Consider the following 21,064-nt stretch of genomic DNA (forward strand, 5'->3'; position numbering starts at 1 on the left):
GCAGGATTTTTTGTGTCGTTAAAGCAACGTTTATCAAGGTGTTAATAAGACAAAATGCTACAGAAACTTCTTATTATGGTGGGGAATAGGGACGCCGCGATCCGCTGTTTCTGCCCACGCCGCTGGCGTGGGCAGAAGCGCCATTATTTTTTGCGCGTCAGGGTGATTCGGGTCAGTTCTGAGGGGCGTCCTAACCGTACCGCCATCCCCGGCCAGAGCCCGGTTCCGTTGTTCACGTACAGCTGCATGCCGTCGACGTCGTACAGACCGGAGACAAAACCGCCGTTGGGCGCAGCAAACAGGCGGTCAAACCCCAGGATCAAACCGCCGTGCGTATGCCCGGAAAGCTGAATATCCACCCCCTGCGTTGCATTCTGGCGGGCATTTCGCGGCTGATGGTCGAGTAACACCACCGGCGCGTTGTCCGGGGCACCGGCCAGTGCCTTGCTCAGATCGGATCCCTCAGCCCCCCGCGCGGAGGCAGAGGCGTCCGTCAGCCCGGCGATCACCAGCCTGGCGCTGCCGCGAGAAATAACAGTATGGCGGTTGAGCAGAGGATGCAGCCCCAGCGTGGCCAGATGCGCCGTCCAGGCTTCCTGTTCAAAAAAATACTCATGGTTGCCGGTGATCGCCAGGACACCATCCGGGGCCTGTAACCCCCGCAATGGCGCCACGTCCTGCCTGCGGTTTTCCAGGGTGCCGTCAATCACATCCCCGGTCACCACAATCAGATCCACGTTCAGTGCCGTGGCCCGCTTCACCAATTCCGCAGTCCAGCGGGCATTAAACAGCCGGGTGATATGTAAATCCGTTAACTGCAGAAGCTGATAACCTTCAAACTCCTCGGGCAGCTCGGCAACCGGGATGGTGACATCCTTCAGGGCCGGCACGCGGATGGCCTGCTGCACGCCGTAGGTGGCCAGGCCGATGGCCAGTAGGGCGGCCAGGTAGCGCACGCCTGGGACGATGGTCAGCGGATGTCTGACCAGCATTGAGATCAGCGTCACGACATCAATCACGATCTGTGTGAACGCAAGCAACAGCACGACACTGAAAGCCCAGTTAAACAGGATAATCAGCGCTCGCGGCATCTCCGGCGCAAAAACACTGCCAGAGGTAAAACGGCTGACTAACAGGTACTGGGTGGCCAGCAGGGCCAGCAGCGACAGGATGATTTTTAACGCCAGGGGCAGGGAAAGCGGAACGATAAACCGCCCAATAACATACCAGGCAGGAAGACTGAAAATAAGGTGAAACATGATTATTTCCCTAACAAAAGTGCGTATTTACGCAAAAAATAAGAAGAACAGCGGATTTTATCGACTGACAGTCAACCTGTGGCGATGAAAACGTGAAAAAGGTGTCAGACCAGAGGCCATTACACAGTACACTTCTTACTGAATCAGAGATTAACCCTGGAGAGCGACTGATGAGTAATGACGTACCCCTGAAATTTTATGACATCGTGGATGAGTACTCGACGGAAACCACCCAGCCGGTGCAGGAAGCCGATCGCATGCCGCTGGCACACTATTTCCAGCTGCTGATCACCCGCCTGATGGACGGCGAAGAAATTGGTGAGGATACACAGAAAGAGATCGCCAGTGAAGCCGGTATTGACGCGGAACGGATTGATGAAATCGCCACCTTCCTGAATCAGTGGGGCAATGAGTAGCCGCTGACGCCGGTGATGTGAATTTCACTCGGGCATTCACATCACCTTCATCACGTGGCACGTTTCTCTGCCCGCTATCATCGGGTCACCGGCAGAGCAGGGAATAAGGGCTCAGTAAAAATCCTCCCATTCGCCACGAGAAGGCATCGGGGTCGTGCAGGGCTTATATTGAATGACAGATCCCATTTGGGCATTATCAATGGGTTTCACCGTGATCGTCTGACCGTCCATCAGCGACCCCGTATCTAACGTCAGTTTAAAATAGCGCCGCCGGGCGTTGGGGACCGTGTTATCACAGGTTTCGGCAACTTCAATATACAGCCCGGTCAGATACAACGCGGTAAAGCCGAGTGAGCCGCTGGCGGGGAATTCGCCCTTATAAATAGACACTTTATTCGAGGTGCCACAATTCTTACCACCGCCCCCCAGTGACGGAATGCTGAGGCAGAAAAACCGGTCGGGGCCAGGTACGAGCTGGTAAACTTTTATCGCCGTAGGGGTCAGCGGCCCGCCGTTCTCATCCTCTACGCGCACGGTGAGGTGCAGCGGTTTGCGTAAAAGATGATCTTCCTTGTGCGTCATGCAGGTAGTCAGGGACAGTGTTATAACGGCCAGCGTGGCCAGGAGAGGCAGTAATTTCATCGGTGATGTGATTCTCTGTGATTCAGTCCCGGAAAACCGTCCCGTGCTGACTGCCACACAGGGGGAAACGTACAGGATTGTAGCACGTTATGTCAGACTGACACGGGTGCTTCAGTAAATAGCCCCTGGCGCTGCATCACCGAATAGTACTGATAACAGGGATATTTACATGAGACTTACTGCTGCCATTATCGTTTTAACGGCATTCACCTCTTCTGCTCAATCTCATGCCATCGAATGGAAAACACGCTGTGATGACGAGGCATTTTCACTGCCCGTTGATCAGCAAAGCCATCCGTTAGTGGTCAATGAAAATCAGATAGTAATATCGGTTCATACGAAAAGTGTTGCCGGTAATAAGATGGGGATCTTCCTGGATAAGACGCTCGATCTTGGCACGGGAGGCATGATGCTTAACTGGGACAACTTTAGTAAAACGGCAAAAATAGCGGATATGACCTTTAAGGGCAGGGAAGCCGTATTTCGCTGGTATGGTTTCTTTGATAATGTTCAGCAGAAACGCGTCTGGGTGGCGCAACCTGACTTTGTGGAAACCTATGCCCAAAATGGCCAGATTAAACTGATCGCCTGTGATTAATTTTCCCCATTACCCAGTAGGCGAAATACCCGCGCGAACGGCGATAGCGATAAATATAGTCCTGCGAAAACCGCAGGATGCTTTGTTAACACGGATTTTATTAGATATAAAAGGGCGGGTTCTCTCACCCTTCGTCACCAGAACGCGTTTAGTTCAGCCGCTGACCTTGTTCATCAACCACTCTCTCACCGTCCTCTTTCGTGAACGCGCCTTTCTGTGCATCAGGAAGAATATTCAGCACGACGTCAGAAGGGCGGCATAGCCGGGTACCCAGCGGCGTCACCACGATGGGGCGATTGATCAGAACAGGATGCTGCAACATAAAGTCGATTAACTGATCGTCAGTAAAGCGATCTTCCGCCAGCCCTAACGCTTCAAAAGGGTCGACATTCTGACGCAGCAGCGCCCGTACCGAAATGCCCATATCCGCAATGAGTTTGACCAGTTCATCTCGTGAGGGGGGGGTCTCAAGATAATGAATAACGGTCGGCTCTGACCCGCTGTTGCGGATCATCTCAAGGGTATTGCGTGACGTGCCGCAGTCCGGATTATGGTAAATAGTGATGTTGCTCATATCAGTATCCTCGCTCTAATTGAAAGACAGACGAAGCGCCAGTGCAGCCAGCGTGACAAACAGCACGGGGATGGTCATCACAATCCCCACCCGAAAGTAATAACCCCAGGTGATTTTGATATTTTTCTGCGACAGAACGTGGAGCCACAGCAATGTAGCCAGACTGCCGATAGGGGTAATTTTAGGCCCCAGGTCGCTGCCGATGACGTTGGCGTAAATCATCGCTTCTTTGATAACACCGGTCGCAGTGCTGCCATCAATCGACAGCGCCCCGACCAGCACGGTCGGCATATTGTTCATTACCGATGACAGGAAGGCCGTCATGAAGCCAGTACCCAGCGTTGCCGCCCATAATCCTTTCTCAGCCAGCTGATTCAGCACGGATGAAAGATAATGGGTCAGTCCGGCGTTACGTAATCCGTAGACCACCAGGTACATCCCCAGCGAGAAGATAACAATTTGCCATGGCGCACCGCGCAGCACGTTCACCGTATTAATGACGCGACCTTGTTTCGCTACGGCTAACAGGAGCAGGGCACACGTGGCCGCAACCAGACTGACCGGTACCCCCAGCGGCTCCAGTCCGAAGAACCCCACCAGAAGTAAAAACAGAACCAGCCAGCCGGTTTTAAAGGTATTCACATCGCGTATAGCGTCTTTCGGTTCTTTTAAAAGAGAAACATCGTAAACGGCGGGAATGTCCCTGCGGAAAAAAAGATGCAGCATTACCAGCGTAGCCGCAATGGCCGCCAGGTTAACCGGGACCATCACGGCGGCATAGTCGGAGAAGCCAAGCTGAAAGAAATCTGCCGAGACGATATTCACCAGGTTAGAGACAACCAACGGCAGGCTTGCCGTGTCGGCGATAAACCCTGCGGCCATGATAAACGCTAAGGTTGCCCCACGGCTGAACCCCAGCGCCAGCAGCATCGCGATAACGATAGGCGTCAGGATCAGTGCTGCACCATCATTGGCAAACAGGGCTGCCACCATTGCACCCAACAGAATTATCCAGGAGAAGAGTAACCGGCCCCGGCCATTCCCCCAACGGGCAACGTGCAGCGCGGCCCATTCAAAAAAGCCAGATTCATCGAGCAGCAGACTGATGATGATCACGGCAATAAAGGTGGCGGTGGCATTCCATACTATCTGCCAGACCACCGGAATATCCCCGGGATGAACGACGCCAGTGAGTAATACCAGGCATGCCCCCAGCGAGGCACTCCAGCCAATTCCCAGCCCTCTGGGTTGCCATATAACCAGGACGAGCGTGAGCAAAAAAATAACTCCAGCCAGTAACATCAGAGCCTCCATACATGTGATTATTCGAATGTGTTTATCATTTTCAACAGGAGGAAGTTGTGGTGCGACTGAGCTTAATACGTATGTTTTCTCGTTCACAATTCCAGGCTTTATCAATAATACCGGCAGCCCATGCTGGCATATGAGGCGACAGTCGGTAGTACACCCATTTTCCTTCGCGGCGGTCGATGACCAGCTCCGCCTCACGCAATAACGCCATGTGACGGGATATTTTCGGCTGTGACTCTGTCGTTGTCGCGCAGATATCGCAGACACACATCTCACCAGCCTCTCTGAGGAGCATCACGATAGTTGAGCGCGTATCGTCAGCCAGTAGTTTAAAAAGTTGAACCGGTTGTAACATGTTAAATCCCGTTAAACATAGCCATACAGATATGATATTTCATATGTGTATATTTTAACAGCATCGTTTAAACAACGGCAGGTTTGTATGACGCATTTACCCCTAATCGAATCTGAGTTCGTGCGGGGGGCCATTTTCCGTAAACCTGGCCAGCACCGGTGGGGTAAACAGCCATCCGAGGGGCAGGGAAGTCGCGTTCCTGTGTGAATTCTGGCGTGCCATACCCCTGCGAAAACAGCAGAATTCACGTAGCGCGATCATCTTTTATTTTCATTATTTATGAGGACAGTGCTGTACGGCTGACAGGGCTGATTTTTCTGCGCCTTCAGCACCCGAACATAGCTTTATCAGGCGGGGTAACGCCATGTTGGTTCAACACATAAAAAACTGCAGCGGATGACTGAACAGCGAAGGAATCTTTTTTATCGTCGGGGATGGGTCATAGTCCCGGGCAAACCGCGACGGCTGTTCGTCAGCCCGGCAGCACCGGACTCCCGGAAGCGGTTCATCAGACGCTGCACCTGACGTTCAATGAGATCCAGCTGAGAAGCAACATCATGGCGACGCAGGCGCTTTTCAACAACGGCCTGAATCAGCGGCAAGCGGTGAAGTTATTTATAGGACATGGTTACCAGCATCAGAAGAGTTCTCCCAGAAAGGTGGAAAATGCGCCGTATCTGGGTGACATCATAAACTAGCTAAAAAGTGACATTATCAAATGGGACTTATAACGATGGTGCGCATAATGTATATTATGTTAAATTGCATATCAGATCAGGTACCCGGCTGTGGGCTTTGCTCACGGGTACCTCGCCTTCCTTCTTTGCCGGAGCCCTTCAATCCTTTGCAGGCGTCCCCTGATGGAAACGCATCTGCCAGTGACCGACCTTTGCAGACCAAATCCAGATGGAGGTTCGCATTGTCCTGTTAACTACCATCCCCGTCGCATCCCGTTGCGTACTGGTGTAATTCAACAGTGCCACGCCATCGGCGAGCATGGTCAGTGCAAAATCACCGGCGTCAATCGCAGTCGTGCCACTTTCCGTCGCCAGTGCATCAATGACCTGCTGCCTGGTATAGCGAATGCCTGATCGGCCAGTCTCTGTAAAATCCTGATGCAGCAAAGCGTCAACCCGCTGCGCATCATGCCGAATAGCTGGGTGATGCAGTTCGATTTCCAGCGCCTGAAGGATCAACAGCCGTTCAGATAAATCAGTCAAACTACCTCCGTAAAACACGCTGAATGAATAAATAAGGGATGATTGAAACCGATCGCGCTACGTGAATTCTATGCGCTTATCAGGGGTATGGCACGCCAGAATTCACACAGGAACAGCAAAAAGGCGTACCTCCCTGCCCTCTGATCATGGTTATCTGGAGATCCATTGACTTTACTCCGGATAGGTTGAGAATGTTCTTTGCGTTCAATCCTCAGATAAAACCGGAGCTTATCATCACCCGTTCCCGTCGCATTGCCTCTGCCGCCACCGCGAAAAAAGCCAGCGCTTTCATCGTGGCTGCCGCGCTGTTACTGGCCAGTTGCTCCACCCAGCCACCAAAATCCCTGGTCACGCCGTTTCCCTCTCCGGTTAAACCGCCGGTACCGGGCCAGCCCGCGCAGAGTCAGCAGCCGATGCGTGGCGTCTGGCTGGCGACAGTATCACGCCTTGACTGGCCACCGGTCTCTTCGGTGAATGTCAGCAGTGCGGCGCTGCGTATCAGCCTGCAGCAGAAGGCACTGACCGATAAGCTGGATAAGCTGAAACGTCTTGGCATCAACACGGTATTTTTCCAGGTAAAGCCTGACGCTACCGCACTGTGGAATTCTAAAATTCTGCCGTGGTCTGATATGCTGACGGGCAATATCGGCGATTATCCCGGTTACGATCCTCTGCAGTTTATCCTCGATGAAGCGCACAGGCGCGGCATGAAAGTGCATGCCTGGTTTAATCCCTATCGCGTTTCCGTTAATACAAAATCGTCCACGGTTGCGGAGCTTAACCGGACGCTGTCGCTCCAGCCCGCCAGCGTCTTTGTGCTGCACCGCGACTGGATCCGAACGTCTGGTGACCGCTATGTGCTCGACCCGGGGATCCCGGAGGTGCGGGACTGGATCACCAGCATCGTAGCCGAGGTGGTGGCGAACTACCCGATCGACGGCGTGCAGTTCGATGACTACTTCTATGCAGAGTCTCCCGGTGCTGCGTTGAACGACAGCCAGACCTTCAGGCAATACGGTCAGGGCTTTATCAGCAAGGCCGACTGGCGGCGACACAATACACAGCAGCTGATCGAACAGGTGTCCCGTACTATCCGGCAGCTGAAACCGGGCGTTGAGTTTGGCGTCAGTCCGGCGGGTGTCTGGCGTAATCTCTCGCACGACCCGGCGGGTTCGGATACGCGCGGTGCAGCAGCCTATGATGAATCGTTTGCCGATACCCGCCGCTGGGTGCAGCAGGGACTCCTTGACTATATAGCGCCGCAGGTTTACTGGCCGTTCTCGCGCCAGGCCGCCCGGTATGACGTGCTGACAAAATGGTGGGCCGGTGTGGTCAGGCCGACGAAAACCCGCCTTTACATTGGCATTGCGCTATATAAGGTGGGCGAACCATCAAAGACTGAACCTGACTGGACGGTACAGGGCGGCGTGCCGGAATTGAAAAAGCAGCTCGATTTAAATGAGTCTCTTCCCGGCGTGAGCGGTACTATTCTGTTCCGCGAGGACTATCTTAACCGGCCGCAGACACAGGATGCGGTGCGCTATCTGCAAAGCCGCTGGGGCGAGCAACCTACGTCACGATGACAACTCTCGAAGGATCAGCGGGGTCGTGCCCCGCTGATCCTTTATCCTCGGCAAGATTCTCGCAAAAGTTTCTACCAAACTCAGGCCGGTTTGCATGCAAATCTGTTAACGAACACCGTAAAAATTCCGCATTGTTTTTAGCAAACCCCTTACTCTGAATAACGAAAGCCTGGCGCATGACAGTGCGTTTTTATCTTTCTGCGTCCATCATTGAGTGACAGTGTCACTAACAGGAAATCATTGATATGAAAGTACAAAAAATAGAACAACCTGCCACCATTAAGACAATGGAATCCTGGGGTACGGTTGAGGGGCTGCCTGGCACCGGCACCATTGCGCTATCCGGCATTCAAACAGTCATCCCGGGCAAAGAGCATATTGATACCGGTATTTTTGAGTGCGGAGCGGGCAGCTATCGCCGGGGCGTAAAGCAGGCTGAAGTGATGCATTTTCTCAGCGGCACGGGCTCCTTTACCCCGGACGGAGAAGCCACATTATCCTTTAAAGGGGGCGACAGCTTCTTCTTTGCCGCTAACACCGAAGGCACCTGGGTGGTCGATACGCCGATGCGCAAGCTGTACGTTATTTTTGATGCAGTAGTCTGATACCCCTTTATTGTGATGTCCCTCCCCTTGCCTGCTTGAGGATCAAAGGGACGTCTTATTTAAGTGATAAGATATTGTTAACATCGAAAAATTTTACCAGGTCACGCTGCATTTTACTCCAGGGACGCTGCAGAATTTGGCTCCCTGAAAATACCAGGCCAAAATCAGCAATACGCTCTTTTAACCGATCTCTATCACGGTCAGAACAAGGGCTGTCTTGTTCAATGAAATAGCGATAGTCTGCCAGGATGCTGATAAGTCTGTTAATATTGGCGTACTCTATGTTTGTCTTATACCTCTCTTCGAGTTCTAAATCGGTACACAGTGCATCATCGAAGGCTGAATTTTTGATTATTTTGACGTCATCAACGCTGTGGCCTCTCAACGCGTCGTGGCTGTATGAAAAAGAATAAAGCTCATCAAAATTACGGTCCCAGGGATGGATATGACTGTCCACAGAAAATAATTTATCGCCTTTATGCAGACTATTACAATATTTACAGCATGGGATGTGATTGTAAAAGGACAGTGCCAGATAGGGGTATCTGTTTTTAGGGTAAAAATGGTCCAGGTCAAAATGAAGTGTCGGTTTAGTACCGGGTTTATTCTTCCGCTCAATGATTTTTACAGGGTATTCATTACAGTATGGACATGTCATCTGAACGAAATTCAAACCGATATATAAAGAAGAACAAAAAACTGAGTCACGATAAAGCGCGTATTTAAAGACATTATTAAGAAGGAGATCCGAAAAAGAAGGAATTTTTAATGCATTATAATAAACCGTGTTATAATCTTCATCATCTAATATCTGATTCATTTGATTGATAATGGATTGAAATTGGGAAGGTTTGGCAATGATGATTTGCTTAAGATTATCTGAGGTAAGGATATGATTCATAAATTCCTGATGTCTTTTCGCCGCCTGTTTTCCATACTTAGCAGAATGCGAATCCTCAAACATTGTCACTTTAAACTTTTCCGCGTTTCTTTTAATGCTCTTTTCTGCTGGCTGTTTTTTCTGAGAAAGAAAATTGAGATGCGCCCAAAGGGCTTCGACGGTATCATCAAGAACTTGATCGATACTGGCGTTGGCGTTGGATAAGTGATGTTTGAGATTAATCATTTACCTTCCCCGCTGATACAGCGTCCATCTCCACACTGTCTATCCTTTTTTTAATATGATAGCTCAATAACTTATCACCGATGACCGTCAGGGACTCTTTCAGCTTATCTAACTCTTCACCTGATAACATTCTTTTGTCGAGTATTGCAATAATGGTATTCATATAACTATCAGATACGTTCCCCGTTCTTTGCGTGACCACTTCGAAGGAATGCCGATAGATGTCGTATATGTTGGCGCCGAATGTATGTTTACCGGGAACAGTAATAATATTATCATCCTTGTCTTTCGTTAAGACAGTCACGCATTGAGCAGGTAAGTCTGTGATCAACAGAGGAGAGTGCGTGGTAATGATCAACTGTATTCTACCGTATGAAAGCTGAGGCAATACGTTGATTAACTTCTCTATAAACTCTAACTGAAGTTGAGGGTGTAAATAAAGATCACCTTCATCAATGCAGATTAATATATCCTCGTCGTAACTGCTCCTTCTCTTATTTTTAATTTTATGAATTGCACACCATATTGAACTAAAGAGGTTGATATAAGCGCGCTGACCAGAACTTAACTCAGCCCAGTCTATATCAGCAGAGCTGATATAATTTATTAAGTTAGCCAGTCTTGACAGGTTTTCTTCGTTGGCTTTGTCAAAGCCCACGGTAAAATGAGCTTTATCAACCCTGTATTTCTTCATTTCTTTGAAGCCCATCACTTCCAGATCATTTTCTAGCAGTATTAAACAGGAAACAATCTGATAAAAATGCTCATCTCTGGATATGTAATGATCTGTGTCTCCGCGTTTTAAAACCACGGCAAGTTCCGCAATAAGTTTATCGACATCGATAGTTTCATTATTATCATTCATTAATATTCGATGGAATGTCTCCGTCACTATGGATTCGGTACGTTTGGCATATTCAGAATACAACGCCATCAGTAGTGTGCATTGTATAGTTAAACGCGTTAATGCTATCGGCTCCAGTTGAGAACTCCGATGAAAAATACTCCTCATCAATCTTAATATTTCTTTATGATTATCGTTATAAGTGGAGGTTTCTTTCTGCCAGAAGCGTGTATTTATTCTAACCGATACTTTCTCAGGTGCCGGATACGCCAGAGCGGCAAACCTGTCTGAAGTTAAAAACTCCAACTCCTCAATAAATTTGCCTCGGTTTTTATCACCGAAACCCCCTCGCCGTTCTGAGATCACCCTGTTATTAACCGAAACATCCTCAACATCGTCACCCAGATCGAGCCAGGACTCATCATAGATATTTGAAAAATACACCACACCGAGATCATCCAGAGTCAACCTTGAATGGGCAAGATAAACATCTAACTGGGTTTTTAACGGCGGGAAGTTATCGGAACTCTGATAAAAAAGAGAGCCCTTTTTTTCATACAGGATGAAGTACCTGCTGCAAATCTCTGCTTTCCCTTTTATCGCCAGGCACAGAAGTTCAAGCAGCGTCGTCTTCCCTGCCCCATTCGTACCCAGAATTCCGGTTACCTCCGAGACAGACTCGCCCCAAAAAGAGACGGGCAGTACGGCTTTCTTTTCGCGGGTCAGACTGTTTGTTGTCTCATCATAGTGGTACTGATAGTCACTGGATAAATTAATTGAAAAATCATCCAATTTTTTGAATCGGTCCACCCACAGAAAACAGATTTTCATATTATTGATTGTCCTTATTACTGATCATCTTCCTTACTCCTCCCCTCACTGACGGTAGCGTCAATTAAATCAGCCTTAACCCCGCCAGCACCGCAATCCCTACGCTTATTATTGCCAGCCCACAGTAGTGCAGCCGGTGGGTTTTACGGGTACTGGCCGTGACGTAATGTTGCAGCGCGTTCAGTTGCTCATTCAGAACCTGATGTTGCCGGGTTGTCGTGGCGTGATAGTCGCTTTGCCGGTCGACGAAACTGGCCACCTTCTGCCCCAGTTGTCCGATCTCTTCCAGGCTCCGGTTTAACAACCCAATCTGAATCTGGTGTTTCTCATCATTCCGTCGCCAGGAGTCTGTCAGTTGTCGGAGCAGGTTGTCATGTAATACGCTGACATCCCCATGACTCTCTTTCAGCGAACGGATCAGTTCATGTTGGTGTTTACAATATGCGTCCTGGAAATCATGCAGTTCCTGCTGATAAGTTTCCAGGTTTTCCTTAACGGTGCCGAACTCTGATTCAATACTGCGGTTAGCTTTACCAATAGTCTTATTCAGGTTAAACAGGGCATCACCGGTTATCGTCTCATAATCCTCTTTTTGCTTATCCAGTTCCTGTCTCAGCGTCACGAGAAAAAGCGCCTGGACTAAATCATCAAGCAGCCGCTCTTCGTTGGCGGTCTCAGATGCTACACTCGGGTTATTCAACGTCACGGGTCTCCTCATCCAGGGATTTTACAAACTCGAAATCATTCCTCAGTGCCTTATACATCAATAGCCAGGCCAGACGTTCGCTATGAGTGATCTGTGGCTTCATCATGTGGTGCTTAATTTCGCTTGCACGATGTTGTTTAGCCTCAAGAATAACCTCACGAAATTTTTTACTATCGCTGTAGTGGGTTTTAAACCGTGCTATCTGTTCCTCATGATGCTGCGTAAGGACCGATTTCTGACATTCCGCAGTGATTTTTTTCCTCTCCAGGATGCTTAAAATCAGTGCTATTCTGCGGGACAGCCGAAGATAACGACGCTGTTGCCGCAGTAACGCATCAACGTTCCGCTTAATTTTCTCTGCCTGCAGGCCAGCGGCTCTCTGGTTCAGAGTTTCGGTCGTCGTCCGGCAGGCTGATTGCATCGACGCTTTATCTTTCATGAAATTGTCAGAGCGAAAATATTTCTTGAAAAGATAACTATCAAGATGATTTACAACGTCATTTATTCGATTAAATGGCGGCGGTGAAGTCACAGGTATTGCATTTTCAGCGCACCAGTCGCGCCATACGGAGATGCAATGGAGTTTGTAATCAGTGATAGCGTCTTTCAGGTATTTCGTGGTTTCTGTCAGAGGTTGGGACGGCAGTCGTCGGCCGATTTCTGTGTGAAAATCATACTCACGTCCCACTGCACTTTGGTCCTGCATTGCGGTCAACTGCTGCTGTAAACGCTCCAGATCATATTTATTTTTCTTCTCCCGTTTCTGATATTTTTTTATTGGGTTTACAAGGTAAGCCAGCGCGTTATCAATCCGTGATTTCTCTGCAATATAGGCCTCATTCTCCTCAGTTATCCGCTGTTGGATCATCTGCGGCAAAGCATAGCCGGTACGCAGTCGTGAAAGTGGGTGAGAGGATTGTTGCAGCGACGTCTGGAGATCCGCCAGTATTTCCTGACGTAAGCGCAGACACTGTTGGGCATAGTCATCCTTTTCCGTGATGATGGCCTGCCAGGAATGTCCGCATTCAACAGGATAAATCAGCTGACTGATGCTATCCGGCAGCGCCAGTTCCAGCGTGTTGATCTGCCCAAGCAGGTATTGTTGCAGCGCCACTTTCCCGGGCTGAGTGTTTTTTAAGCGGTGGCAAAGCGTGGCATCGGAATAGCTCCGGGTGAGAATGATTCTGTAACGGTGGGGTTGCCAGTGCCAGTCATTAAGTAGTGCATTGCCCAGTTCTTCCGGTTTCAAAAAATAGAGCGCATCGACCCGTCCTGTCAGCAACACCACATCCGCAGAGGAAAGATAACGGCTGGCAAGATCGTTAACGTATTCCTGCTCATTTTTACTGGTCGAATGGGTACCAGGCAGATCGCGAATCAACAGCCGGTGATTAATCTGGTTTTCAAGATTAAAAAAATAGCGCGGTATAAACACGTCAATGCTGTCAAAAACACTGCAGCCCTGCTCAACCTTCTGACGCAAACGGGTAAATTCTGCCCTGGCTTGTTCATTGCCAAGTGGTTGTTTGCCCTCTCTGATATGGCTGAAATACCAGCTATCGTCTTCCGCAATGCGGTAGCGGTACGAACGCGCAGTAGACATCGTTCCAAGAAGTTGATCACCGCGAAGCAAGCTATTGAGCAGATTAAAATGTTCATCACGCACACCCAGCAGGGTGAGAATAAAGGAAGTTTTGCCCACCTGAGCGGGGCCGTAAACAATCACCGACACCTGATGCGAAGCGTTTTCGTCCGTCTGGATAAGCCTTCCTGCATCAACCCGCTGCAGAATGGCGCTGTAACTTTGTTCAGCCCAGCGATAGCGTTCGCGGCACAGATCAGGCCAGGATTTGTCGGACGTTAGCTTCATATAATTTAGCTTCTTTCTGTACGGCAGCCAGTTTTTTGATAGCAAGCGTGATAGTGCTTCTGTGACTCAGAGAGTCCTCAACACCGTAAATCCGCTTGATATTGCCCTCAATATGCTGGCGCAGATCGGCCATCGTCTCCAGATAATGTGTGACAATGGATTGTTCATTAAAGAAAGCCAGTTCATTCATCAGCCGGTCAATATAATAAAACTGAGCCTTATCACTTTCGCGAATAATCCCAGTCAACTGATAGAGACCATAAGCAAGGCTGGCCACCAGCGCGGCCTTGCCCACCAGCGCCAGCGGTGTAAAGGCACCGCCAGGGTTTTCGGCCGTCGGTTCACCCGGCGTTCCGTCTGACAAATCAGCACCAATAAAGGCCATCATCGCGGTTTTTATCGGATGATAGTTTTCACTGCTGGAAAAAAGCGTGTCTAAAAAGACCTGCGGTAATATTTCGTCAGCGAGTTGGGTGGTACAGGTCGGGTCCTGACGCATGACGATGGCGGCACGGCTGTACTCCAGCGTTAAAGCGGGTAACACGTGCATGACGGCCTGGAGCTCCGTCGGGTCTGAGGGGAGTTGCCCTCGGGGAACTTTGTGAAGTAATACGCTTATCCCCTGCGCCAGTTCCTGATTGACCACTTCTGGTGCTTGCTCTTGCACTTGATAGCCCATCTTATCTGCAAGCGTAATGGCTTTAACCGGCGTTTGCTCAATCTCTGGCAGCAGGCCAGCTCGTGACAGGATAGGATGGTTTAATGCGGTTAAGGCGCTGAAGTTTCTGCTATTAATATCCTGCTCATCAAAAGTCTGGTTCCAGGCCTGAATGACGCGCTGGCGGCGCTCTTCATCAACATCGATCCCGCGCAGGGCGAAACGACGTCCGAGGATCTTCGCATTATTTATGAAGCCCACTTCTTCTTTTTTATAGTGCTCTTTACAGCTGGCCACTGCTTTAATCAGATGCTCATGGGTCTGGCTTTTAATGGCCTTGCGTAATTTATTCTCATAAGCCGTCACCGACTTATCAAACTCGCTAAGGATATCGTCGATAATGCCATCGTGATCCTCTTGGTTACTGCACAGCAAGTGCAGATCATCAATGATCTCAGCGACATCACTTTTTATCAGGTGCATAAAACGGTCGATCGCGACAGCCTCAGAGGCATAACTACTGGCCAGATTATCGATTACAGTTTCGCGTAAGTCACTGATCCAGCGATCGCGATTGCCCGCCCCCGTTGCCACCACATTATTGCGCACAGCGCCAGAGACCGATGAAAAACGTGCCCTCGCGCTGGCTTTGAGCTGATCAATGTCCTCGTCGGTCAGCGCTTCCGTTTTCGATATCACAATCACCGGAGAATGATGATTGAAGTTTTCCCGCAGATCATCGAGTACGGTGGTTTTACCGTCATTCGCCAGCAGCGTCTGATCGGTGACAAATAATACACCGCGCGCATTGACCAGCACATGGCGCATCATCTCCTGCCACTGATGATTACGGCTGGTGATCAGCTCATAGCCAGGCAGCAAGGCCCAGGTGACGTTTTCATTAATAAATGACTGCTGCTGACTGATACGAAGTTTGGGATAAAGTAATTTCAGATGGGCTTTTTCAAAACGTTGTACGCTGCTCCAGTCGCGCAGCACGCTTTTCAACTCCTCTGCGGAAGCGGGCAGGTCTTCAACCTTTCCGCTATCGCGATTAAGGCAGACGAAAACTATTTCTGGTTCACCTGCAGCCATCTCTGCACACTGTTCTATAAACAGTGGAACCTGCTCGCCACGACCGGGATTCCCCGCAAGCCAGCGATCGTCAATATTCAGGATCTCTTTTGCCAGGGTGGTTTTACCCGCTCCCTGCGTTCCGGCGATAGCATAGATGTTGCTTTCCTGAAGCAAGGTAGTCAGTTCGACCTGGCGCAGAACATCAATGATTTTATCTGTATTTTGATGGCCATTCTGGCCTTCTGCGTGCTTTAAGGAGAGGTGAAGTGCGGATAAAAGAGCGGAGCGAAGATTTTCCAGCGTGTGAATATTCATCGACATATGAACACCATCCTTATGATGAGCTTTGGCAAATTCCTGGGCATTGATCTCTTTTAAGTTATCGGCCCGGACCGCGTTTCCTTTACGCTTTTCTCCTCACCCTTGTCTGACATCAGCATTTTCCGCATCCGGTAGTTAATAAACGGCTGACCGCGCACTCCGACCTGCTGTGCCTCAATCATCCGGAAGCCCTGCCGGCTGAAAAACGGTCTGGCGGTGATACTGGCCTCAGTGAAAATGGCCGGTAGCGCCCTGTCGGCCACCGCCTGCTCCAGCCGTTGCAGCAGCGCGGTCGCCACGCCGCAGCGCTGATGCCCGGGATGGGTAAATAACATATCCAGATGCCCGTCAAATTCCACGTTGCCAAAACCGGCAATCTCGTTATGGCGAACCGCCAGCCAGCAGCAGCTTTGCTGAAATCGCTTCTCCCAGCTTATCCGGTCTACCTGTGACCAGGCCGCTATCTGTGCAGGACGGTAATCCTGTGACGCGATCTGTCGGACGGACGCCTGAAACAGCGTAATCACGGCATTGAGGTCACTCACCTGGAATGCTCTGATAGTGATGCTCATCTTCCCCCTCATTTCCTTCTGGCCTGCGGGTCGTAATATCCTGGTCTATGATTGTAATGCCCTGACCGCTATCCATATCCTGAAGACACCTTTACCCGACTGATATCTTACCCCCTTTGCCGGGGTGCCGTCCTGATGTCAGCGATTTTTGCGTACTGGACTAAACGAGGAGACCGAATGGAAACCCGATCATTCCCGAAAAGTTGGGGTGCCGAATTTGTGGCTGCCGACACCGTGCGTTTTCGTCTCTGGGCTTCTGGCCAGAGCGAAGTCACCCTGCGACTTTCCGCGAAAGACATTGAGATGACGCCAACCGGCAACGGCTGGTTTGAAGTTGAGGTCGCTGGCGTCAAGCCCGGCGAGGAGTACCAGTATGTGCTTGCCGACGGCAAGACGGTTGCAGACCCCGCCTCCCGCGCGCAGCGTGATGATGTCGGCGGGCCGTCGCTGGTTATCGACCCTGCCCGCTATGCCTGGCAGAATACCGGCTGGGCAGGCCGTGCCTGGGAAGAAACGGTGGTATACGAGCTGCATATCGGCACCTTTACGCCGCAGGGGACGTTCCGTGCCGCTATCGATAAACTGCCGCACCTCGCCGGACTGGGTATCACCATGATCGAGGTCTTACCCCTCGCCCAGTTTGGTGGCCGTCGCGGCTGGGGCTATGACGGCGTGCTGCTGTATGCCCCTCATGCCGCGTACGGTTCGCCGGAGGACTTTAAAGCCTTTGTCGACGCCGCGCACGGCTACGGTATCTCGGTGGTGCTGGACATTGTCCTGAACCATTTTGGCCCTGAGGGCAATTATCTGCCCCTGCTGTCTCCCGACTTTTTCCATCCGGAGCGGACAACGCCCTGGGGAGCCGCGATTGCCTGGGATGTGGATGCAGTGCGCCGCTACATCGTTGAAGCGCCGCTGTACTGGCTACAGGAATACAATCTGGACGGGCTGCGCTTCGATGCCATTGACCAGATTGAGGACAGCCAGCAGCCGCACGTGCTGATCGAGATCGCGCAACGCATCCGGGCAGAGATACCGCAGCGCCCGATACATCTCACCACCGAAGATTGTCGTAACGTGATCTTCCTGCACCCCCGCGATGCCGACGGCAGTGCCCCGCTGTTTACCGGCGAGTGGAACGACGACTTTCATAATGCGGTACACGTGTTCGCCACCGGTGAAACACATGCCTATTATCAGGACTTCGCTGATCAGCCCGAAAAAGGCGTGGCCCGGGCGCTGACGGAAGGCTTTATCTATCAGGGCCAGGTATCTCCGCAGTCCGGCGAAGCGCGTGGCGTGGACAGCCGGGGGCAGCCGCCGGTGACCTTTGTCGATTTTATCCAGAACCACGATCAGGTCGGCAACCGGGCGCAGGGAGAAAGGCTGATCTCCCTGGCCGGGGCCGACCGCAGCAAAGTGATGCTCGCCATGCTGCTGCTGTCCCCGCACATTCCGCTGCTGTTTATGGGGGAAGAGTACGGTGAGACCCATCCTTTCCTGTTCTTCACCGACTTCCACGGCGACCTGGCCCGGGCGGTACGCGAAGGCCGGGCCAGGGAGTTTGCCGGCCACGCCGGGCATGAAGGTGAAAGCGTGCCCGACCCGAATGCGGAGCAAACCTTTATTGCCTCCAGGCTCGACTGGCACAAACCGGAAACCCCGGAAGGTCAGGCGTGGATGGCACTGACCCGCCAGCTGCTGACGCTGCGTCAGCAGTATATTGTGCCGCTGCTGGCCCGCGCGGACGGCCATAGCGGAAACGTGGTGAAAACGGCACCCGGCTTCCTCGCCGTCAGCTGGACGTTCCCGCAGGGGACGCTGTCGATGGCGGTGAATATCGCTGCCACTCCGCAGCCGCTGCCCGATTTGCCCGGCGAGACGATCTTTGCCTGGCCGGATCGGGGCGGGGATCTGCCGCCGCATTCCATTCTTGTTCGCCTTCTACCGGGAGATGCAACGTGACTATACCTGTCGCCACTTACCGTATTCAGTTTCGCAACGGCATGACCTTTGACCGGGCGGCGGCCCTGGTGCCGTACCTGCAGCAGTTGGGTATCTCGCATCTGTATGCCTCGCCAATCTTTACCGCCACCCGCGGTTCCACGCACGGTTACGATGTGACCGACGCCAACGAGATTGAGCCGTCCATCGGCGGCCGGGCGGGCTTCGACCGCATGGTCAGCGCGCTGAAACAGGCGGGGATTGGCCTGATCCTCGATATTGTGCCCAACCACATGGCCGCCTCGCTGGAAAATGCCTGGTGGCATGACGTGGTTGAACACGGCGAAAAAAGCCGTTATGCCCGGCATTTTGATATCGACTGGTCGCGCCGTCTGACGCTGCCTTTCCTCGGTGATGATTTTGAAACCGTGCTGGACAACGGGGATATTGCGGTTAAAGCCGACCCGGTGACGGGCAGGCCCGCCCTCGCCTGCTATGACGCCTTTTACCCGCTAACGCCTGACAGCTGGCAGGGCCGCGAGGCGGACGTGCTGGCCATCACCGATAAAGCAGACATCATCGCGCTGCACCAGCAGCAGCCGTGGCGGCTGATGTGCTGGCGGGACGCCGCACAGGATCTCTCCTACCGGCGCTTCTTTGAAATCACCGGTCTGGTGGGGGTTCGCGTGGAAGACGAAGGGGTCTTCGAAGATACCCACCGTCTGATCCTTGAGCTGGTGCATTCCGGCGCGGTTGACGGCCTGCGGGTGGATCATGTCGACGGGCTGGCCGATCCACAGGGCTATCTTGACCGTCTGCGTCAGCAGGCCGGAGCGGACTGTTATATCACCGTGGAAAAAATCCTCGGCGAGGATGAACACCTGCCTGACGACTGGCCGGTCTCGGGCACCACGGGCTATGAATTTATGGCCGCGCTCTCCGATGCGCTGGTTGACGGCAGTCAGCTGGCTAACCTGCGTAAAATCTATAATGAGGTGGTCGATCGCCCGGTGAATATGACCGCCGAGCTGCGCGCTGCCAAGCTGCTGATGGCCGATAAGAACTTCGCCGGAGAGTTCTCCACCCTGCTCTCTCTCGCCGTCGATCTGGCCGGGACTGAACGCGCCACGCCAGATGAAAATGCCCTGCGTCAGGCGCTGCGCGAACTGCTGGTTGCCTTTCCGGTGTACCGGACTTACGGTACGGCCAGCGGCATGCCGGACGCCGATCGTCAAAGGCTGCACACCGTGGCCAGCAGAGTCAAAAGCAGCGCCAGCGCGCCCGATCCTGCGGCGCTGGATTTTCTTCTGCGTATCCTGACCGGCGAAGTCTCTGACGCATCCCGCCAGCAGGCCACAACGTTCCGTACCCGCTTCCAGCAGCTGACAGGGCCGCTGATGGCAAAATCCGTCGAAGATACGCTGTTCTTCCGGCAGCACATGTCGCTGGCGCTGAATGAAGTGGGTGCTGAACCGCTGCCGCGTTCGTTCTCTCCGGCGCGTTTTCACCGGGAAATGGCCACACGTCTGGAGCGCCAGCCGGATGCACTCTCCGGCACCACGACTCATGATACTAAGCGCGGAGAGGATGCCCGTGCGCGGCTGTATACGCTGTCGGAAGCGCCGGAACACTGGGCGGCCTGCGTAACGCGCTGGCGCGAGATGAATCAGGAAAAAGTGGCCCATCTGGATGACGGCCCGGCACCCCGGCCCGCCGTCGAGTGGATGCTCTATCAGGCGCTGGCCGGCGTCTGGCCCGCCACGCTGCAACCGGGGGACACGGCGGGTCTGGCCGCGCTGGAAGAACGCTTTCTCACCTACGTGCAGAAGGCGCTGCGGGAGGCCAAACAGCGCACCAACTGGACCGCCGTGAACGACGATTATGAGAATGCGGTGCTCGACTATGCCGCTCACCTGCTCGCGCCGTCAAATCAGGCTTTTCTGCGTGACTTTACCGCCGCGCTTCAGCCATTTATTCGCGCCGGGCTGATCAACAGCCTGACCCAGACCGTGGTCAAGCTGACCGCGCCGGGCGTGCCGGATATCTACCAGGGCAGTGAGACGCTGGACTTCAGCCTGATCGATCCCGACAACCGTCGTGAACCTGACTTTGCCGCGCTGCAACAGATGCTGGCAGAGCACCGGATCCCGCCCGATACCTCTGCGCCGCGCTGGCTGAACGGTCAGCTTAACCAGCATGTGATCGCCAGCCTGCTGCGTTTACGTCAGGCCCGCCCTCAGCTGTTTCGACGGGGAAATTACCTGCCGCTGCACGCGGAAGGCCAGGGCGAAGAGCACATCATCGCCTTTGCCCGCTGTGACAGCGCGGACGCGCTGATCGTGGTCGCTCCCCGTCTGATGCTCAGTCTCAGCGGGAAGCCGGCGACCGCTGGCGATGGCACAATCGCGCTGGATGCGCCTCTCGCCCGGCGTCGTTACCGTAATATTCTTAACGGGGAAGTCACTTTCCTGACGGACCACCTCAGCCTGCCGCCGGACAGTCAGGGCGTACCGCTGATACTGGCCAGTGAATAATGATTTTGAACCATGGAC

The 21,064-nt window shown here is 52.4% G+C and carries 18 protein-coding genes and 1 pseudogene; 6 read left to right on the top strand and 13 right to left on the bottom strand.

The genetic code is table 11. The features are described from left to right. Positions 1-143 precede the first annotated feature (143 nt). Entirely contained in the window at positions 144-1,259 is a 1,116-nt protein-coding gene (locus tag K6L24_RS10950) for a metallophosphoesterase (protein ID WP_187509152.1), read from the bottom strand. A 170-nt stretch (positions 1,260-1,429) separates the two neighbouring features. Here K6L24_RS10950 and K6L24_RS10955 point away from each other — a divergent pair, with 170 nt between their 5' ends. Further along, complete coding sequence (locus K6L24_RS10955) at positions 1,430-1,675, top strand: DUF2543 family protein (RefSeq protein ID WP_222681446.1); 246 nt, start codon at positions 1,430-1,432, stop codon at positions 1,673-1,675. A 111-nt stretch (positions 1,676-1,786) separates the two neighbouring features. Here K6L24_RS10955 and K6L24_RS10960 read toward each other — a convergent pair whose 3' ends face one another. Then, a complete protein-coding gene (locus tag K6L24_RS10960) occupies positions 1,787-2,317 on the bottom strand; it encodes a hypothetical protein (protein WP_137268624.1) in 531 nt (176 codons plus the stop codon). A 169-nt stretch (positions 2,318-2,486) separates the two neighbouring features. Between K6L24_RS10960 and K6L24_RS10965 the strand changes: the two genes are divergently transcribed. Next, positions 2,487-2,915, top strand: a complete 429-nt coding sequence (locus K6L24_RS10965) for a hypothetical protein (protein WP_222681447.1) — start codon at positions 2,487-2,489, stop codon at positions 2,913-2,915. Positions 2,916-3,063: 148 nt separating this feature from the next. Here K6L24_RS10965 and arsC read toward each other — a convergent pair whose 3' ends face one another. The 5 genes and pseudogenes from arsC to K6L24_RS10990 form a co-directional block, all read right to left on the bottom strand. After that, a complete protein-coding gene (arsC, locus tag K6L24_RS10970) occupies positions 3,064-3,489 on the bottom strand; it encodes a glutaredoxin-dependent arsenate reductase (protein WP_118664128.1) in 426 nt (141 codons plus the stop codon). Between the two features lie 15 nt (positions 3,490-3,504). Continuing rightward, positions 3,505-4,791 (bottom strand): arsenic transporter, encoded by a 1,287-nt coding sequence (locus K6L24_RS10975; protein ID WP_062743270.1) that lies wholly within the window; start codon positions 4,789-4,791, stop codon positions 3,505-3,507. A 43-nt stretch (positions 4,792-4,834) separates the two neighbouring features. Then, entirely contained in the window at positions 4,835-5,155 is a 321-nt protein-coding gene (locus K6L24_RS10980) for a metalloregulator ArsR/SmtB family transcription factor (RefSeq protein ID WP_222681448.1), read from the bottom strand. A 446-nt stretch (positions 5,156-5,601) separates the two neighbouring features. Continuing rightward, positions 5,602-5,757, bottom strand: a pseudogene (locus K6L24_RS10985) (ISNCY family transposase); the annotation flags it as partial. Between the two features lie 234 nt (positions 5,758-5,991). Then, entirely contained in the window at positions 5,992-6,375 is a 384-nt protein-coding gene (locus K6L24_RS10990) for a nuclear transport factor 2 family protein (protein ID WP_222681449.1), read from the bottom strand. Positions 6,376-6,566: 191 nt separating this feature from the next. On the opposite strand from K6L24_RS10990, the gene K6L24_RS10995 reads away from it, so the two are divergent. Continuing rightward, positions 6,567-7,958, top strand: coding sequence for a glycoside hydrolase family 10-like protein (locus K6L24_RS10995; RefSeq protein WP_062743274.1), 1,392 nt, complete (start codon positions 6,567-6,569; stop codon positions 7,956-7,958). A gap of 245 nt (positions 7,959-8,203) precedes the next feature. Next, complete coding sequence (locus tag K6L24_RS11000; protein ID WP_062743275.1) at positions 8,204-8,563, top strand: cupin domain-containing protein; 360 nt, start codon at positions 8,204-8,206, stop codon at positions 8,561-8,563. A 55-nt stretch (positions 8,564-8,618) separates the two neighbouring features. Here the strand turns inward: K6L24_RS11000 and K6L24_RS11005 are convergent, their stop codons facing one another. The 6 genes from K6L24_RS11005 to K6L24_RS11030 all read right to left on the bottom strand — a co-directional run bounded on the left by K6L24_RS11005 (position 8,619) and on the right by K6L24_RS11030 (position 16,568). After that, positions 8,619-9,689 (bottom strand): hypothetical protein, encoded by a 1,071-nt coding sequence (locus K6L24_RS11005; RefSeq protein WP_118664132.1) that lies wholly within the window; start codon positions 9,687-9,689, stop codon positions 8,619-8,621. Next, on the bottom strand, positions 9,682-11,364 hold the full coding sequence (locus tag K6L24_RS11010) for an AAA family ATPase (RefSeq protein ID WP_118664133.1): 1,683 nt from the start codon (positions 11,362-11,364) through the stop codon (positions 9,682-9,684). Before K6L24_RS11010 ends, K6L24_RS11005 begins: the two co-directional genes overlap by 8 nt. A gap of 64 nt (positions 11,365-11,428) precedes the next feature. Beyond that, positions 11,429-12,064 (bottom strand): hypothetical protein, encoded by a 636-nt coding sequence (locus tag K6L24_RS11015; protein WP_118664134.1) that lies wholly within the window; start codon positions 12,062-12,064, stop codon positions 11,429-11,431. Beyond that, positions 12,057-13,940, bottom strand: coding sequence for a hypothetical protein (locus tag K6L24_RS11020; RefSeq protein ID WP_222681450.1), 1,884 nt, complete (start codon positions 13,938-13,940; stop codon positions 12,057-12,059). The genes K6L24_RS11015 and K6L24_RS11020 overlap by 8 nt, the downstream gene beginning before the upstream one ends. Beyond that, on the bottom strand, positions 13,909-15,996 hold the full coding sequence (locus K6L24_RS11025; RefSeq protein WP_062743280.1) for a hypothetical protein: 2,088 nt from the start codon (positions 15,994-15,996) through the stop codon (positions 13,909-13,911). Before K6L24_RS11025 ends, K6L24_RS11020 begins: the two co-directional genes overlap by 32 nt. Positions 15,997-16,049: 53 nt before the next feature. Then, positions 16,050-16,568 (bottom strand): GNAT family N-acetyltransferase, encoded by a 519-nt coding sequence (locus K6L24_RS11030; RefSeq protein ID WP_191928119.1) that lies wholly within the window; start codon positions 16,566-16,568, stop codon positions 16,050-16,052. A 177-nt stretch (positions 16,569-16,745) separates the two neighbouring features. Between K6L24_RS11030 and treZ the strand changes: the two genes are divergently transcribed. Together treZ and treY are read left to right on the top strand one after the other, a co-directional pair. Further along, positions 16,746-18,533: a malto-oligosyltrehalose trehalohydrolase gene (gene treZ / locus K6L24_RS11035; RefSeq protein WP_222681451.1), complete on the top strand. Its 1,788-nt coding sequence runs from the start codon at positions 16,746-16,748 to the stop codon at positions 18,531-18,533. Then, entirely contained in the window at positions 18,530-21,046 is a 2,517-nt protein-coding gene (gene treY, locus K6L24_RS11040; protein ID WP_191928121.1) for a malto-oligosyltrehalose synthase, read from the top strand. The genes treZ and treY overlap by 4 nt, the downstream gene beginning before the upstream one ends. The last annotated feature ends 18 nt before the right edge of the window (positions 21,047-21,064 follow it).

This window comes from Erwinia persicina, from assembly GCF_019844095.1.
Classification (GTDB): domain Bacteria; phylum Pseudomonadota; class Gammaproteobacteria; order Enterobacterales; family Enterobacteriaceae; genus Erwinia; species Erwinia persicina.

Bases quoted from the DNA above. Each gene is read 5' to 3' on its own strand.
- K6L24_RS10950 (WP_187509152.1), bottom strand. From the start codon at position 1,259: ATGTTTCACCTTATTTTCAGTCTTCCTGCCTGGTATGTTATTGGGCGG.
- K6L24_RS10955 (WP_222681446.1), top strand. From the start codon at position 1,430: ATGAGTAATGACGTACCCCTGAAATTTTATGACATCGTGGATGAGTAC.
- K6L24_RS10960 (WP_137268624.1), bottom strand. From the start codon at position 2,317: ATGAAATTACTGCCTCTCCTGGCCACGCTGGCCGTTATAACACTGTCC.
- K6L24_RS10965 (WP_222681447.1), top strand. From the start codon at position 2,487: ATGAGACTTACTGCTGCCATTATCGTTTTAACGGCATTCACCTCTTCT.
- arsC (WP_118664128.1), bottom strand. From the start codon at position 3,489: ATGAGCAACATCACTATTTACCATAATCCGGACTGCGGCACGTCACGC.
- K6L24_RS10975 (WP_062743270.1), bottom strand. From the start codon at position 4,791: ATGTTACTGGCTGGAGTTATTTTTTTGCTCACGCTCGTCCTGGTTATA.
- K6L24_RS10980 (WP_222681448.1), bottom strand. From the start codon at position 5,155: ATGTTACAACCGGTTCAACTTTTTAAACTACTGGCTGACGATACGCGC.
- K6L24_RS10995 (WP_062743274.1), top strand. From the start codon at position 6,567: ATGTTCTTTGCGTTCAATCCTCAGATAAAACCGGAGCTTATCATCACC.
- K6L24_RS11000 (WP_062743275.1), top strand. From the start codon at position 8,204: ATGAAAGTACAAAAAATAGAACAACCTGCCACCATTAAGACAATGGAA.
- K6L24_RS11005 (WP_118664132.1), bottom strand. From the start codon at position 9,689: ATGATTAATCTCAAACATCACTTATCCAACGCCAACGCCAGTATCGAT.
- K6L24_RS11010 (WP_118664133.1), bottom strand. From the start codon at position 11,364: ATGAAAATCTGTTTTCTGTGGGTGGACCGATTCAAAAAATTGGATGAT.
- K6L24_RS11020 (WP_222681450.1), bottom strand. From the start codon at position 13,940: ATGAAGCTAACGTCCGACAAATCCTGGCCTGATCTGTGCCGCGAACGC.
- K6L24_RS11025 (WP_062743280.1), bottom strand. From the start codon at position 15,996: ATGTCGATGAATATTCACACGCTGGAAAATCTTCGCTCCGCTCTTTTA.
- K6L24_RS11030 (WP_191928119.1), bottom strand. From the start codon at position 16,568: ATGAGCATCACTATCAGAGCATTCCAGGTGAGTGACCTCAATGCCGTG.
- treZ (WP_222681451.1), top strand. From the start codon at position 16,746: ATGGAAACCCGATCATTCCCGAAAAGTTGGGGTGCCGAATTTGTGGCT.